At 49.9% G+C, this 16,136-nt stretch carries 13 protein-coding genes; 8 read left to right on the top strand and 5 right to left on the bottom strand.

Annotated features, from left to right (window positions below; all coding sequences use genetic code 11):
* Positions 1-621: 621 nt before the first annotated feature.
* The gene (locus PsAD26_RS02785; protein WP_063309199.1) at positions 622-1,503 is read right to left on the bottom strand and encodes a LysR family transcriptional regulator; all 882 of its coding nucleotides are present in this window, start codon (positions 1,501-1,503) and stop codon (positions 622-624) included.
* 105 nt (positions 1,504-1,608) lie between these two features.
* On the opposite strand from PsAD26_RS02785, the gene PsAD26_RS02780 reads away from it, so the two are divergent.
* From PsAD26_RS02780 to PsAD26_RS02740, 8 genes are all read left to right on the top strand, one after another.
* Positions 1,609-3,060: an aldehyde dehydrogenase family protein gene (locus PsAD26_RS02780; protein WP_063309198.1), complete on the top strand. Its 1,452-nt coding sequence runs from the start codon at positions 1,609-1,611 to the stop codon at positions 3,058-3,060.
* A complete protein-coding gene (locus PsAD26_RS02775; RefSeq protein ID WP_014283988.1) occupies positions 3,060-4,091 on the top strand; it encodes a membrane dipeptidase in 1,032 nt (343 codons plus the stop codon). Before PsAD26_RS02780 ends, PsAD26_RS02775 begins: the two co-directional genes overlap by 1 nt.
* Positions 4,092-4,128: 37 nt before the next feature.
* Positions 4,129-5,673, top strand: a complete 1,545-nt coding sequence (locus tag PsAD26_RS02770; RefSeq protein WP_063309197.1) for a BCCT family transporter — start codon at positions 4,129-4,131, stop codon at positions 5,671-5,673.
* Between the two features lie 76 nt (positions 5,674-5,749).
* Positions 5,750-7,444, top strand: a complete 1,695-nt coding sequence (locus PsAD26_RS02765; protein WP_244278134.1) for a hypothetical protein — start codon at positions 5,750-5,752, stop codon at positions 7,442-7,444.
* The gene (locus PsAD26_RS02760) at positions 7,445-8,092 is read left to right on the top strand and encodes a DUF3726 domain-containing protein (RefSeq protein ID WP_063309195.1); all 648 of its coding nucleotides are present in this window, start codon (positions 7,445-7,447) and stop codon (positions 8,090-8,092) included.
* A gap of 94 nt (positions 8,093-8,186) precedes the next feature.
* Positions 8,187-8,543 carry a RidA family protein gene (locus PsAD26_RS02755; RefSeq protein ID WP_063309194.1) on the top strand — a complete coding sequence of 119 codons (357 nt, stop codon included), beginning with the start codon at positions 8,187-8,189 and terminating at the stop codon, positions 8,541-8,543.
* A gap of 472 nt (positions 8,544-9,015) precedes the next feature.
* Complete coding sequence (gene xrtT, locus PsAD26_RS02745) at positions 9,016-10,476, top strand: exosortase T (protein ID WP_063309192.1); 1,461 nt, start codon at positions 9,016-9,018, stop codon at positions 10,474-10,476.
* 19 nt (positions 10,477-10,495) lie between these two features.
* On the top strand, positions 10,496-12,694 hold the full coding sequence (locus PsAD26_RS02740) for a VIT and VWA domain-containing protein (protein WP_063309191.1): 2,199 nt from the start codon (positions 10,496-10,498) through the stop codon (positions 12,692-12,694).
* A 51-nt stretch (positions 12,695-12,745) separates the two neighbouring features.
* Here PsAD26_RS02740 and PsAD26_RS02735 read toward each other — a convergent pair whose 3' ends face one another.
* The 4 genes from PsAD26_RS02735 to PsAD26_RS02720 are packed head-to-tail and all read right to left on the bottom strand — an operon-like array spanning position 12,746 to position 16,077.
* A complete protein-coding gene (locus tag PsAD26_RS02735; protein ID WP_063309190.1) occupies positions 12,746-13,699 on the bottom strand; it encodes a branched-chain amino acid ABC transporter permease in 954 nt (317 codons plus the stop codon).
* The gene (locus tag PsAD26_RS02730; RefSeq protein WP_063309189.1) at positions 13,699-14,586 is read right to left on the bottom strand and encodes a branched-chain amino acid ABC transporter permease; all 888 of its coding nucleotides are present in this window, start codon (positions 14,584-14,586) and stop codon (positions 13,699-13,701) included. Before PsAD26_RS02730 ends, PsAD26_RS02735 begins: the two co-directional genes overlap by 1 nt.
* The gene (locus PsAD26_RS02725) at positions 14,583-15,308 is read right to left on the bottom strand and encodes an ABC transporter ATP-binding protein (RefSeq protein WP_063309188.1); all 726 of its coding nucleotides are present in this window, start codon (positions 15,306-15,308) and stop codon (positions 14,583-14,585) included. The genes PsAD26_RS02730 and PsAD26_RS02725 overlap by 4 nt, the downstream gene beginning before the upstream one ends.
* On the bottom strand, positions 15,301-16,077 hold the full coding sequence (locus PsAD26_RS02720; protein WP_063309187.1) for an ABC transporter ATP-binding protein: 777 nt from the start codon (positions 16,075-16,077) through the stop codon (positions 15,301-15,303). The genes PsAD26_RS02725 and PsAD26_RS02720 overlap by 8 nt, the downstream gene beginning before the upstream one ends.
* Positions 16,078-16,136 lie beyond the last annotated feature (59 nt).

Genomic DNA, 16,136 nt, shown 5'->3' with positions numbered 1-16,136 from the left:
TAATAACATTTCACGGTGCGTTCTGTTTTTAGATGGTTACAATCGGATAACTACGCCACGTAGATAAGGAAACGTGGTAACAACATAATCAAGCAAGAGTTGTTGGTAGAGTGCTCAGCAAATTATCTGCATCTATACTGACACATAACGCAGAGGATAGGTAACTTGGTGAATATGACAGTTTCTGGGGACTTAAAATATCTCCAAGCTGTTTGCATTGGAGCAGTAACTTATTTGTTCGCAAAACAGTTTGATGAGGTGTCGGAGGAGAAAGTTTCAAACTTCCAAGCATCGCCCAAACCCGTCCAAATGATAGGCATAGTTTACCATTTGATTAAATGAGGCATATTCAAGCTACGTGTAAAATAGTCCAGACTTGTGCCAGAGTAATGAAGCCTCAAATTTGATAAGCGCCTATTGATCCCATAGTGAACTCTCTATGTGGCGCGCTTGAACAACTGTTCTGCAGACTTTGTTGCCGTTCGCAGCGACGCAGAAAACCAGTTCAACCTCAAGCTATTGCTGACTTTAGGGCTATGAGCAGACATCTGAGTATTTCGATCAAGGGTTGAGGCGACCATTATAGAAGGCACTGTTGTTTCTTTCGTATTTTGAAATAACTTACTTTCTATCTTGAATGAATGTCAGAATTGTCCGCTCCAGCTCTTCTGCTGCTGGGGATGCGGGTGTTTCTGATTTTCTGATAAGTTCAATTTCTCGTTGAAAGCCTGCTCCTGGGAGCGGAACAAAACTGATCTCGTCTGTGTTGAGTATCTGAGCACTTGTCTCAGGTAGAATAGTAATGCCGACCTTATTACGGATCATTGCTATCAATGATGTTATGTTATGGACTTTTAGACCAGATTCAGCGTGTAGCCTCTGACAAGCTGAAACCTGAATTGACTGAGACAGATTGTTTGCAATCAAGCGTTCCCCTTTCAAGTCTTCCCAACTCAAGTCTTGATCTTCTAGAAGCAAATTACTCGACTTGTGACACAGAATACCAAAGCGGTCAGAGAAGAGAGTTTGAGTGTGAAATGAAGTGGCGTGGCCCTGTGTGGAGGCAATGCCCAGATCAATACGGTCTTTTGCTAGCTCGCGTAGGATGGAAGCAGAATCCATGTCGCGGAGTTCGATGTGAACATCAGGGCGCATAGAAAGGAACCGTGCAATGACTTCCGGCATGATTGTGTTTGCAACAGATGGAACGGCGGCCAACCGCACTTTTCCGCTTTTTGCTTTTGCGAAGTTCACAATGTCCTGAACCATGCCGTCAAATTGATAAAGTTCCCGCTCTGCCTGCTCCAGAACGAAAGATCCAAGCGCTGAGAGCCGGTTCTTACGATCAGTCTCAAACAATGATTGTCCCAGATTTTCTTCCAGTTGTTTTAGCATCATGGAGAGCGCTGAGGGTGTGCGCCCAAGAACCTCGGCTGCATCACTAAGGTTGCCGGTTCGTGCAACAGCGACGAAGCAACGAAGCATCTCAATCTTGATCTGCATTTCAATTTCCCTGAAACAAATTACAGAAGTTTGATTTTGACTGAAATTGCATCATGTGTCCATAGTCTGCTCAGTAATTCTACGGGCGAATAGGCAGCAGATCACATGGTCGACACAAAACTGAATCTCATTGCAGGAAACTGGACCGCTGGCACAAGCGAAGTTGAGAACCGGAACCCATCGGATCTGAGTGATCTTGTTGGTCTGTTTGCGCAGGCATCCGCTGATCAGCTGGAAGCGACCTTGGACCAGGCACGCATTGCTCAGGCGGAATGGGCTGCTTATGGCATTGAGCGCAAATACAACGTACTGAATGCGATTGGAACTGAGATGATGGCGCGTGCAGAGGAACTCGGTACGCTGCTTTCTCGTGAAGAAGGTAAACCTCTCGCCGAAGGTAAGGGCGAAGTCTACCGTGCGGGCCAGTTCTTCACCTACTATGCCGCTGAAACACTGCGTCAGATCGGTGAAAACGCAGATTCAGTGCGGGATGGTATCGAGGTTGATGTCCGTCGGGAAGCTGTTGGCGTTGTTGCGATCATCTCTCCGTGGAACTTCCCAACAGCAACGGCTTCCTGGAAGATTGCTCCAGCGCTTTCATTTGGAAATGCTGTTGTCTGGAAACCGGCAAATTTGACGCCTGCTTCTGCTGTCGCTCTGGCAGAGATTATTGAGCGGCAAGACATACCCAAAGGCCTCTTCTCACTGGTCATGGGCTCTGGTCGCGACATTGGTCAACGTTTGGTTGAGAGCTCGAAAGTCGATGCGATTTCCTTTACAGGCTCTGTTCCGGTTGGTCGCGGCATTGCATCAGCAGCTGTTCAGAATTTCACACGTGTTCAGATGGAAATGGGTTCCAAAAACGCTCTTGCAGTCATGGATGATGCCGACCTTGATCTGGCTGTATCTTTAGCAATCGGAGGGGCGTTTGGCGGAACCGGGCAGAAGTGCACCGCTTCTTCCCGTCTGGTTGTCCACGAAGCCATTCATGATGCGTTTGTTGAGAAGCTCATTGCTGGCACAAAAGCCATGAAGGTTGGCCATGCATTGCAGACGGGAACTCAGATTGGTCCGGTCGTTTCTGAACAACAACTCAACGAAAATCTGGCTTATGTTGAGCTTGGTAAGTCCGAAGGTGCTGAGCTCGCATGTGGTGGGCAACGTCTGGAGATGCCGACACAGGGTTTCTATATGTCTCCCGGTGTCTTCCTGAACTCGAACAATTCCATGAAAATCAACCGTGAAGAGATGTTTGCACCATTGGCGGCAGTCATCAAGGTTGGCAGTTATGATGAAGCGCTCGCGACCGTCAATGACACCAATTTCGGACTGACATCAGGCATCGTGACGCAAAACCTTGCAAGGGCAACCCATTTCCGCAGAAACGCGCGTACTGGGTGTGTGATGGTTAATCTGCCGACAGCTGGTACTGACTATCACGTTCCATTTGGTGGTCGTGGAGACAGCTCGTATGGCCCACGAGAGCAGGGCTCCCACGCGAAGGATTTCTACACCATCGTCAAAACCTCCTACATCTCATCCGGAGTTCCTGTGTGATGTGGATCGACAATCTTCAATATGCCAACTGGTCTGAGAAAATCTTTCGGCAAATGCGGGCAGGGGGATTAGACGCTGTTCATGTAACGATCGCGTATCATGAGAATTTTCGCGAGACAGTGCTCAATTTTGAGCAGTGGAACCGCTGGTTTGAGCAATACTCTGACCTCATTATGCCCGCTTATGTGGCCGCTGATATTGATGTTGCACGCGAAACCAACCGCACAGCAATCCTCTTTGGGTTCCAAAACCCAAGCCCGATTGAAGACGATATTGGCCTCGTTGAGATTGTGCACCGCCTTGGTGCGCGGTTCATGCAACTGACATACAACAACCAGTCGTTGCTTGCCACAGGTTGCTATGAAGCTGAAGATACCGGCCTTACCCGGATGGGCAAACAAGTTGTGAGGGAGATGAACCGGGTCGGGCTTGTCGTGGATATGAGCCATTCTGCCGATCGGTCAACGATTGAGGCTGCGGATTACTCTGAAAGGCCAATCGCAATCACGCATGCCAATCCGTTTGATTGGGCACCTGCGCTGCGTAACAAGAAAGATGATGTTATTCAGGCCGTTGTGAAAAATGGCGGAATGCTGGGCTTCTCGCTTTACCCGCATCACCTCAAAGACAAATCGGCGTGCACGCTTGAAAGCTTCTGCACGATGATTGCGCGGACTGCCGAGAAGTTTGGTGCACAGCATTTGGGCATAGGCTCTGACCTTTGCCAGGACCAGCCAGATAGCATCGTGGAATGGATGCGTATGGGGCGTTGGACAAAAGAGACGGACTACGGTGAGGGATCGGCGAGCGCGCCGGGCTTCCCGCCAATGCCTACATGGTTCGAGAGCAACAAAGATTTTGGCAACCTTGAAAAAGGTTTGCGAACTGTCGGTTTCAATGAGGAGGAAACTGCAGGGATCATGGGCCGAAATTGGTACTGCTTTTATGAAAGCAGTTTTCACGCAGCGCCAGCCGAAAAGAGGCTGCTTAACTCACCCCCATCGGAGTTGAAGAAGAACTGTTCAGCTTAACTGAACATGCTGCATTGCCGTCACCAGGGAGGGAAACATGACGGACATTACCAAGCAATCTGTAGAGGACGCTAACGATACCAATATGCCGCTGCTTGCGATTACAGGTGGCTTTATCGTGCTCTTCTGCTTAGTCGCACTTATCAATCTCGATGTATTATCGGCATTTGTTGATTGGGGCTTCAATATTTCAGCAACATACTTCGGCTTGTTTTGGCAGGTGCTGCTTCTGTCGACGTTTCTATTGGGCTTGATCCTTTGTGTATTGCCGGGCGGCAAGGCAATTATGGGCAACCTGGCAAAGCCAGAGTTTACGGTCTTCCAGTGGGGCGCAATGATCATGTGCACCCTGCTGGCAGGTGGCGGTGTCTTCTGGGCTGCGGGTGAGCCAATGGCGCACTTCCTGTCATCGCCTCCACTGTTTGGCGCAGAAGCCGGCACGGATGCTGCCGTGGATGCAGCCATGGCACAAAGCTTTATGCATTGGGGCTTTTTGGCCTGGGCGATCCTTGGCTCTTTGAGTACCGTGATGCTGATGCATTATCACTATGAAAAAGGATTGCCACTCGCACCGCGGACCTTGCTTTACCCAGTGTTTGGCGACAAAGCGATCAACGGTCCAATTGGTCTCATAGCAGATGCGTCAAGTATCATTGCTGTGGTTGCTGGAACCGTGGGTCCGATTGGCTTCCTCGGGTTGCAAGTCAGTTACGGTCTGAGTGATCTGTTTGGCATTCCAGATGGGTTTACAACACAAGCCGTTGTGATTGCTGGCCTGGTCGCGCTCTATACGATTTCAGCCATCTCCGGTCTTTCCAGAGGTATCCAGCTTCTCAGCCGCCTGAATGTCATTCTGGCTACCGGTCTGCTGCTTTTCGTCTTGCTCGCTGGCCCAACAGCATTCATCTTCAACAGCTTCTTCTCAGGCTTTGCAACATATCTTGGCAACTTCTTCGGCATGGCGCTTTACCGCGGTGAAGCTGGTGTCTTTGGTGAGCCGGGTTGGCTTGGCTGGTGGACTGTGTTCTTCTGGGGCTGGTTCATGGGATATGGCCCGTTGATGGCAATGTTCATCGCGCGCGTCTCTCGTGGCAGATCCATTCGCTCTATTGTGATCATGCTGTCCATTGTCGCTCCAATTGTCACAAACTTCTGGTTTACTATTGTTGGCGGCTCTGGGATTGCATTTGAACTTCAGCAGGCTGGCTCTATTGCGACTGCTTTTGAAGGTTTCAACCTTCCAGCTGCACTCTTGGCGATCACACAGCAGTTGCCGCTTGGCTTCTTTGTCTCAATCCTCTTCTTGGTTTTGACAACGATTTTCGTAGCGACAACAGGTGACTCCATGACCTACGTCATCTCTGTCACCATGTCCAAGAGCGGAACACCATCTATGGCAGTTCGTGTGTTCTGGGGCATTGCAATGGGTATGATGGCAATAATCCTGATTTCAGTAGGGTCTGGCGGCGTCTCAAAGTTGCAAAGCTTTATCGTCATCACCGCAGTACCAGTATCCTTGCTACTCATTCCGTCACTTTGGGATGCATTGCGCATCACAATAGCGAAAGGAAGAGACAGCTAAGCAAATTGCCCGAGCACATATATCCAATATGGCTCGGGCAATTTAAGCTTCGGATTGTCCAGAGGATGAAATGATTATGAGTGTTTGCGAAACCGATGCAATCCAACTGCGTTCACCTGATAAGGTGATGAAGTTGAGCCGGCTCGGTTCAATCCATCAATCGCGCCTATCCTTCATGCGTATTCTTCTAAGACGCATGCAGAATGAAAATTGGCGATTTGACCGACCTGTCTTTGAAATGGATGAATGCGGTGTTGGGCACGCTGTCTATTGCGCTCATGGTCCGGACCGAACCTACTCTCTTGTTGCCTTCTCGCATGATCTTCCAGCTGAGAAACGATCAGATCGCGTGATCGCGGATGCCTGGGACGCTACGTTCACTCTTTTTGACGGTATTCCAACCTCTAAGGATATTGAACGTCTTTCTCGCAACGTACCTTTGCAAGAGGCTGGGCGAATTTGTGAGACCGAACTATCACTGTCACGTGCCAACCGTTCGGCGCGATTGTGGGAGCACATTGTAACGGCTCTGGCAAAGGGAGAGCAGCCGGATCTCCAAAAGATCGAAGCCGTCGGCTATCTCATGCGTACCACAGCCGTTTATGGGTCAGGCAAGTTTGGGGCGGCGGATCGCGAAATGATCGCGGACCGTCCTGAGTTTCAAAGTCCGTTCCAGGTGGAGATGCTTTCCGTCTTTCTGACACGCGCTTTTGTGCGCGACCTTGTCGAGTATATGGCGCGAATGAAGGGGGGAGAAAAAGCTGTAAAGTTGGATCCTGCTATCGCCCGTTCTATGGGCATCGGAAATTCAACTGGCCTCGGAATGGCGCCATTTCTGCTCAACCATCCTGTTCTGTTCAACAATTGGATTGCCGCGCGGGAACAAGCGGCTGCACGCGTACGTGCACTCCCTCAGGCAAGTGAGCAAGAGATTGAACTCTTTCGTGAGTTGTTGGCGCGCAGCATTTTATTAACTGCGTCCTGGACAACGGACCATCAGATCCAATCTGAAAAGACTGATGGGCTCAAACGTGACCTTGTATCGTTGCAGCAGCAGGCCGAAAACATCTCTGATGCAAGTGAACACCCTTGGAACCAGCTAAATACCTGGGCAGAAAAGGAACTGTCTCTGGAAGGGCAGGAGTGCCTGACTTCCTTGATGCTGGAGCCTTATGGGGCACTTGTTGATGATCTCGCAAACACTATGGCCGCTGACAACACGCCAACATTCCGCATTGCTGGAGCTATGACACTGCAGGATCTGCGAGAAGTTCTTGAACGGGTCTATGGTTGGGCATTGGAAATTGATTGGAGTGATCAGCAGAACAAAGCAAAGGCCTGGTATGTCTCAGAGGAGAAGCTGGAGCCACGTCTGGGTGAACGCTTTGAAGAGCCGATTGAAGAATACGAGCAACCTTTAGCGCCCGGACGAGATGCAGCTGCGCTTTATCATGCTCTGGGCCACTGGCCAGAAGACAAAAACATCGCTCAGTTTCTGCTGAGGCATCCTGAATACCGTCACATCGTGCGCCGCGCTCAGATTGTCAATCAGGCACCCTATGCTGAAATCCGCGACAATACGATTGCAAGCGATGTTCTACCGATCGATATGCTGAGATGTAAACTCGCCTTTTTCGGCGCAGTGCAATTCGATCCGCGCTCTGATCGTTGGGTACGCATCAACATGTATGCAAACGCGCCTTATCCGGAGGAGTTGGCGTTACAATCTGATGATTTCTGGGTCTATCCAGCACTGAGCAGGGGCAACTAGATGAGTTATTCTCTCAATGAAATCGAAGCGATGTGCAAGCGTGCTTCTCGCGGTGCAGGGTTGCCATGGGGCTTATGTGAGGAGGCCGCCAAAGGAACGCGCTGGCTCGCGTCCTTTGGATTCCCTGGACCGGATTTGCTGGTCTCGCTCTTAGAGTTGAATGACAGGTTGCCAGCGGTTGATCTGTCTCCAGTGGCACTTCAGGGCATCTGGCGTGCTCCAGCGGGCAGGCTAAGCCCACTCATTGCGGGCGCAGCGATGAGTGATTGTGCGATCAAAATGGAGCTGGGCAATATCATAACAATGCTGGAAGTTGACTACCCGTTGCTGGTTGTTCCTTTCGCGTCCGGTGCAGCCCTTCGTCTTGGTCAGCCAGTTGCTGTGGAGTGGGTAGGTACGCGCATGGTGACCAACGGCAAGGAACTCTGCGTTCAGGGCAATTCTGAGGCAATTTTATCTTCTCACGCCAAACGAGTTGAATGCTCAGCGCCAGCACAAATGCTCTCGCAAAGCAAACCTATCCATCGAGCGGTTGTTGGGGATGCATGTTGGATGCGGCTTGGAGCATTTGCACAGCGAACCTTTGCTCCGGCGACAGAAGCATCTCGCCTACGTGGAGCTGGAGCTGGTTTGACAGATAACGACTAACCAGCCGTTGCTCCTAAATCTCAAAATCAAGAAACCCGATGCAAGAGATCAGGTGTTCGCATGAACACGCTGACTGATGAAAACTGGAGTAAAAATGAGCTCAGAACTCAAAAAACTAGGCGGTTCCAAGCGCTTTTCTGCAATCGCAATTCACAATGATGTTGTTCATTTGGCAGGGCAGGTGTCTCAGCTCGTTGAGGGCGATATCACCGAACAGTCGAAAGATGTTTTCGCAAAAGTCGACAGCCTGCTCGCTGAGGCAGGGACAACCCGTGAAAATGTGTTTTCCGTCCAGATCTGGCTGGCAGACATGCGTGAATATGATGAAATGAACAAGGTCTGGGATGCGTGGGTCGCTGATCTCAACGCAGCCCCAACACGAGTTTGCGTCGAGGCCCGCATGGCAAAACCTCACTACAAAATCGAGGTTCTGGTGCTCGCAGCGCTTTAACTGACTTGCAAGGTTGATCAGTAGGTAGTCAGGCCTGCTGATCAATCATCATGTTTAGAAAAGCCCAACCGTTGACGACAATATCTGGTTTAATGGATATGAGCCCCACGTAGTGCTGTCACTGTTACCATTGAAGGTAAGCACCTTAGCTCTGTTAATAAGCAAAGATCCGATTTTGTGAAATGCGAGCGGATTCGTTTGCTTGAAGTGACTTTGGGTTGAAATATAGATATGCCCGTGATTGCTCAGAGATAAAACGAATGCAAGCAATGGCTCGTTATTGAAGAGAGTTCTTCCTCTTCGCATGGGCTTCGTCATACTTACAAACGTGTATTGAAATTGGCATGACAGATGGGGAGTGAACTGGCTTGTCTCGATCTCACTAGCCATAGGTCCCTCCACTGACTGAAATGCTGAAAATCTGCACAAATGGTGAGTAGGTTCTGCAAATCAGGTTGGCACAACGGTTTGCATGAGAAATACTCTTGCAAATCAGCGCGTGACAGTTTTTGGATTTGGGCTCGCCTCCGCCATTCTGGCTTTTGAACCTGCGCTATGGCTGGTTCGAACATGGCTTGATCCCTCTTATTCCTCCTCCGGCGCTGTTTATCTGGTCGCAGTCGCGGTCTTATTGCTCTGGTCGCTGTCGAGCCCGGTTGACCATTCCGCAAATCATCACCGCCAAGCCGCAGCTTTGCTTCTTGTGGCTTCCGCTTTCATTCGGCTGATCAGTCAGGTGTTTGCAATCAATGTTATTGGCGGGTTGGCTTTGGCTTTTGATATCTTCGCCATTGCCACGATTTTGAGGGTAGGGGAACGCAAGCGTGCAATCTCTCCCTTCTGGCTCTCTGCGCTTTTCCTGTTTTCCCTGCCTGTTGAGCGGATTGCTCAGAGGCTATTGGGTTACCCTTTGCAGGAACTGTCTGCGAACGCGTCTTGTTTTCTTCTCAGCGGTGTCTCTCAGAACCTCTCCTGCGATGGCGTACGGCTGACACTTGAAGGCAAAGAGGTGTTAGTCGATTTGCCTTGTTCTGGCACGTCCAGCCTTATGCTCAGTATGGCATTTATTGTGGTGTTGAATGCCATCTATCGCCCACGATTAAGTGTCGCTCTACTTTGGGTCGATATTACGCTCGTTCTCAGCATCTTGGGCAACTCTCTTCGCATCAGCACGTTAGCGCTTGGCATCGCCTATCCGCATTGGGTCTTTGATGCAAACGTGATGGTGGAGCCATGGCACAGCGCGATTGGGTATATCACTCTCGCCCTTACCCTTTTGCCAATCCTGAGGTTGTATCGGCCTGAGGCACGTATGCTCGTTGCTTCTCCTCATACGGTTAAAGCTCATGAACTTCCTAAGTCATTTCAAAAGTATCTGGCTCTCACCTTTGTTGGTCTTGCTGTTGTCGTTGTCAGTCTACCCAGACAGGCAGTTGATGTGACGAGAACCTCTGAACACTCTGTTTTGCCTTTGTTTTTGAATGGGCAATCCGGGCAGGACGTTCCATTACTTCCCGTCGAGAAGAAGTATCTCGAAGAGTATGGAGGGTATGCAGTCAAAAAGCGCTATGGAGCGCATGCGCTTACTCTTGTGCATACGAACTCCCCGCTTCGCCATCTTCATGCGCCGGATGACTGCTTGCGCGGTCTGGGTTACCGGGTTGAATTTCTTGGTTCTCGTTTTGAGGTAATGCCTTCAGCGCTTTATCGGGCCACTGCAGAAAACGGCCAGCAATGGCAGGTCTCCGTCTCTTTTTTCTCTGATGGCGGGCATGTCACCAACAACGTGGCCGAAGCGATTTGGATTTGGTTGCAAAACCCGTCGCTCTCTTGGACCAGCATTCAACGTGTTTCGCCATGGCAGGCTGCACCTTCCAACCAAAACCATTTTGAGTCTGCGGTTTTTGCTGCCTTTGACTTTCCCAAGACCTGAAACTTAGAGGATATTCTTGATGTTTGAGACAACGCGCTTTCTTTCCTTGCTTTTCATTTTTGTAGTCAGCACGAGCTCCGATGCTGGCGCCGAGCAGCCAGACCCATTGGGAAAGAAGGCGGGTACAATTATCGCTATGTTAGATGGACAACAGGTTGAGTTGCCCTTGCTCTCTTCGCACTACGATGTCGATGTAGTTGGAGATATCGCCCAGGTTACGCTTTCACAGACATTCCTCAATCCCAATGATGTACCGCTCCATGCGACCTATCTGTTCCCCCTAAATCAGAAAGCTGCCGTGCACGCCATGGAGATGGAGTTGGAAGGGCAGCGGGTCGTCGCGCAAATCAAAGAAAAACAAGAAGCAAGTGCTGTATTCAAGCAAGCAAAGGCAGAGGGTAAAGCTGCATCCCTTCTGACACAGCACCGACCAAACATGTTTACTCAGGATATCGCCAATTTGATGCCGGATAAGCCAATTACCGTGCACCTACACTATGTTCAGTCCGTGCCGAAAGTAGATGGGGCCTATGAACTGGTTGTCCCCATGGTGGTTGGTCCGCGGTACGAAGGAGCAGCCGAGCCTATCCAATTAGATAAGCCAGATGTGATGTCTGGCAGTGATGAAGTTGACGTCGTTTCCGGCTGGGAAATTGATCGGTTACCGGCATATCCTCAGGTGATAGGCGTTTCAACATCCAAGGCCATCGATAGTCAGCGGGTCTCCTTAGATATGTCCATGACCGCAGCTCTGCCCATATCCGGCCTTTGGAGCACAACACATAACTTGAGCATCTCCGGAGATGAGAACAAAAAACAGGCGACCTTTGAGAAGGCTCGGGAGGTTGACAATAAAGACTTTGTCTTGCGTTACGAACTGGCTGCTGAGACGAGTGTGACTGCCGGTTTAGACAGTTACTACGAGGATGAAAAAGGTGGCTTCTTTTCGTTGCTCATCGAGCCTCCTAAAGTTCCAGTTGAAGCGACTATTGGTAAAAGAGAGCTGGTGTTTGTATTGGACACCTCTGGCTCCATGGGGGGAGCTCCAATAGCTGCAAGCAAAGCCTTTATGCGTGCTGCGATTAATAATCTACGCCCAGATGATTACTTTCGGATCCTTCGGTTTGCGAATGAGACAACCGCATTTGAAGAGCAGTCTTTAATTGCGAGTGAGCATAACAAACAGGCGGGTCTTGAGTATGTCTCCAGTCTTTATGCTAGTGGCGGGACAGAACTGAATGCAGCGCTCAATGCTGCGTTTGGTACACAACAACCTAAAGACACAACGCGCATCGTTGTTTTCCTGACTGACGGCTACATAGGGAATGAGCGCAAAGTTATTCAAACGGTTTCCAATCGCATTGGAAATGCACGTCTTTATGCGTTTGGAGTGGGCTCGTCCGTCAATCGCTTTCTGCTTGAAGCGCTGGCAGCAGAGGGACGGGGATATGCGCGCTATGTTGGAGCTGACGAGAGCTTTCATGAGACTGCAGAGGTCTTTGCAAAAGACTTGAAAACGCCTGTGCTGACCGATGTCTCAATTGATTGGAACGGACTAGCAGTTGAAGGGCTAAGTGCGACAAAGCTTCCAGACCTGTTCAAGGGGCGCGCACTTCGAGTTCTGGGCCGCTACCAGAAAAGTGGAAAGCATACCATTTTCATCAATGGCCAAGTGAATGGAAAGGCGGCGCGCATGCCGCTGGAGATTGAACTGTCAGGGAGAACTCAGCAACAAAGCCCAGAAAAGAAAGCACTTTCAATCATCTGGGCGCGTGAGCAGATCTTTGCAAAAAATCGAGCATATACGATTGGAGGCAGCTCTAATCTGGCTTTAAAGAACGAGATTACTAAGCTTGGTCTGGACCACTCCCTTCAAACCCGCTTCACTTCGTTTGTTGCGGTTTCTGAAACGCTCGCAAATCATGATCCAAAAAGCACAGTTTCAGCGTCGGTCCCGCTGCCGCAAGTTTCTGGCGTAGCGACAAAAGCTTATCCAAACTTAAACCTCAGTGGAAGCTCAGCGCCAGAACCAGAAGGGATTATGGGGCTCTTGATCGTGATCATGGGTCTTGTCGCGCGCTTCCGTCAAAACCTTGTCAGCATGGTTCGGTCATTACGTTCCTCCATTACTCGAACGGGTCAACGCTCCGTTCCGCTGGAAGGCCTGGATCGCTCACTGCCTTATACACTCCGCCGAGATGGTTGGTGGTTGGACTGAGCTGTAATCCGGGGCTCATAGCGGAATATGATGTCTTCTACCTCCAGCAAGCTAAGAGCGTCTCAACTTGTCCAGTTTTGGCGCTCTTTCTGGTAGCACGCCGGAGCGATATCGTTGCAGAACGAACTGCAGGAATAGGCCAATAAGCAGCATGCGCATGTAGGAGGATCGGGTTGCCCATTCGGAGGGTAGGAAACCTGTTAGGATCTCTGTCATTGACCAGATCGCCCAGACGATCAATGCCCCTGCAATGGCTCCTTTGTTGTTTCCACTTCCTCCGGCAATCAACATCACCCAAGCAAGAAATGTTATCAGAATTGGCTCAGTTGCGTCGGGGCTGAAATATTTGAAGTAGTGCGCACTCAGTGCTCCCGCCAACGCCATAAAAATTGCCCCGATTACAAACGTTTGCGTGCGGAAAGAATGAGTGTCCTTGCCGATGGATTCTGCTGCATCTTCATTATCGCGGATTGCTCGTAAAGCCCGACCCCACGGACTTTTGTGAAGGCGATGAGAAATGAAATAAGTCAGCAACACGATCATCCAAACAAAAAGAACAAAGACAATTTCCGCTGTTTGCCCTTTGAACATTCCTTCAAAGGGACGTGGAATGTTGGAAACGCCCAAACTCCCGTTAGTCAGCCACTCCTCATTGACGATTATAAGCCGGATGATCTCTGCAATTCCAATTGTTGCCATGGCGAGGTAATCGCTTTTGAGAGAAACACAAAGCCGTGCAATGCCCCAGCCAACAAGACCTGCAATGACAGCCGCAACGGCCATGCCTACAAAAATGGGTTGCTGGAACCCTCCAACATTGTTTGATGCCGTCGTGGAAGTGATAATAGCCGCTGAGTACGCACCGATAGCGTAAAAGCCAGCGATGCCTGCATTAAACAGGCCGCCAAACCCCCATTGGATGTTAAGCGCCAGGCAAATTACAGCATAAATGCCAGCCATGGTGAGGAAGGAAACGAAATAGAAGAACAATCCTGAGAGTTCCATCAAAGCACCCTTCCTTTTAGGAGGCCTTGCGGGCGGAACAACAACAGAGCTAGCATGATGATGAAGGCAATCGCACTTTTGTAGCTGGGCGAGATGATCTCTATGTCCATGATTGGGAACGTACAAATCTCCTCAGCAACGCCGATAATCAAGCCTCCCAGCATAGCCCCTAAGGGGCGGCCAATTCCGCCCAACAAAGCTGCTGCAAACATAGGTAATAATAAGTTCCAACCTAGGTTTGTGTGAATGTCCGTATCCAATCCCACAAACACACCACCAATGGCAGCAAGGCCACCTCCAATAATCCAGGTCCACCGAACGATCTTTTCTGTATCAAGTCCGGCAATTCGCGCTAACTCCGGGTCATCTGCAACTGCTCGCATGGACTTACCAGTTTTAGAATAAGACAGGAAAAAATGCAGTGTGATTGCAATAACGACCGTAAACGCAATGATTTGCATATGCCGAAGAGCGATGCGGAGACTATCAAAAAAGATCAGCGGTTTTTGAAAGCCGACCACATAGACTTGGGAGTCCGTGCCCCACAATAACTGGATAGCTGAGCGTAGGATAAGCGCGACGCCAAAGGAAGCGATGACAGTGTAGATGCTTGGTAAATCTCGCAGCGGCTTATAGAATGCCTTATCCAGAAACACGGCCACCAGTGCCGTTCCTACAACCGCGATCGGAATAGCAGCAAGTGCAGGAACACCGAGTGTCCAGACTGCTGTAAGAGCAATATAAGCGCCGGTGGTCATCAAGTCGCCATGCGCGAAATGTGCAAAGCGCAGAATGCCAAAAATCATCGAGATCCCGACGGCGCCCAATGCATAAATGCTGCCAAGAGTTATGCCCGGTATGAGGTAGTAGTTGATGAAATCAATCATGCTGGCAGCCCCCCGCCAAGAAATGCATGCCGCACCTCATCATTAGCCAGAAGGTTCTTGCCTGTATCCGTATATCCGTTCTTTCCGTTTACCAGCACATACCCCATATCAGCGATACGCAGGGCTTGTTTGGCGTTTTGCTCAACCAGCAACACAGAGATGCCGGCTTCGCGAATTTGCTGGATCAAATCAAAGATCCGCTCCAGATAAGCAGGCGACAACCCGGCTGTCGGTTCATCCAATAACAACAGCTTTGGATCGCTCATCATCGCTCTTCCGATAGCAACCATTTGTCGTTGGCCACCAGAGAGCTGCCCAGCTGGCTGGTTCAGTTTTTCTCGAAGGTCTGGAAACAGCGTCAGGATCATATCCAATGTCGCAGCTGGATTTTTTGGTGGTGCTGCATACGTTCCCACCTGCAAGTTTTCACGTACTGTCAAGTTTGCAAATACATTGCTGGTTTGCGGAACGGCAGAAATGCCCATGGGAACGAGGCCCGCAGTTTTAACGCCAACAATCGATTGCCCCATGAACTCTACGGAGCCAGAAAAATACTTATTGAGCGCAAAGACTGATTTTAACAAAGTGGACTTGCCAGCCCCATTTGGTCCCACAATTACCACTATTCCTTTCAAATGAACGCACAAATCAACGCAATGAATAATAGGCGTTGCACCATAGCCTGCAGTTAGGTTTTGGATGTTCAAAATCTGATCAGGCATGGGCACCCTCATATTTGCCGCCACCGAAGTAGGCCTCCACCACGCGCTCGTCACGTTTAATTTTATCGATGGTTCCTGTTGTTAAAACAGTGGCTTGTGCCAGTACGACAACCTCGTCGCAAAGCCGCGAGACGTAATCCAGATCATGTTCAATCAGGCAGAAGGTGTAGCCGAAATCGTCATTCAGCTGTTGGATCTTCACAGCGATCTTACTGAGTAGGCTGCGGTTTACGCCAGCGCCGATTTCATCCAGCAAAATGACCTTTGGTGTCTGCATCAAAGTTCTGCCAAGTTCCAGCAGCTTCTTTTGCCCGCCGGAAAGGTTTCCTGCCAGTTCATCCTGCAGTTTCTCAATCTCCAGAAAGCGCAGTATTTCCATAGCTTTATCGTATGCTGCATGCTCTTGTTTGTGAAAGATGGAGGGGCGGAAAATTGCATTGAACACATTCTCTCCGATGGAGCTATCCGCTGCGACCATCAGGTTCTCAACCACAGTCATACGTGAGAATTCGTGTGCTAGTTGGAAAGTCCGATAAAGCCCTTTGCTCTGACGCTGGTGTGCTGGCAAGGAAGTAATGTCTTCTCCATCAAGAAAAATTTGCCCGCTGTTTGGCTGAAGTAGGCCAGCTATCATATTGAAAACAGTAGTCTTACCCGCGCCATTCGGCCCGATGACACCCGTAATTTGGCCCGTCGGAATTGAAAATGAGCAGTTGTGAACGGCAGTTAATCCACCAAATCGTTTTGATACATTCTCAAGCTGGATCATTTGTATTCCCAAAATCTCATTGACTGCACCATCATGACACGGTCCAACATGACCAGGCC

The sequence above is a fragment of the Pseudovibrio sp. Ad26 genome (genome assembly GCF_001623285.1).
GTDB lineage: Bacteria > Pseudomonadota > Alphaproteobacteria > Rhizobiales > Stappiaceae > Pseudovibrio > Pseudovibrio ascidiaceicola.
Note: the sequence above shows the minus strand (reverse complement) of the source record. Positions and strands in the feature narration are given on the sequence as shown.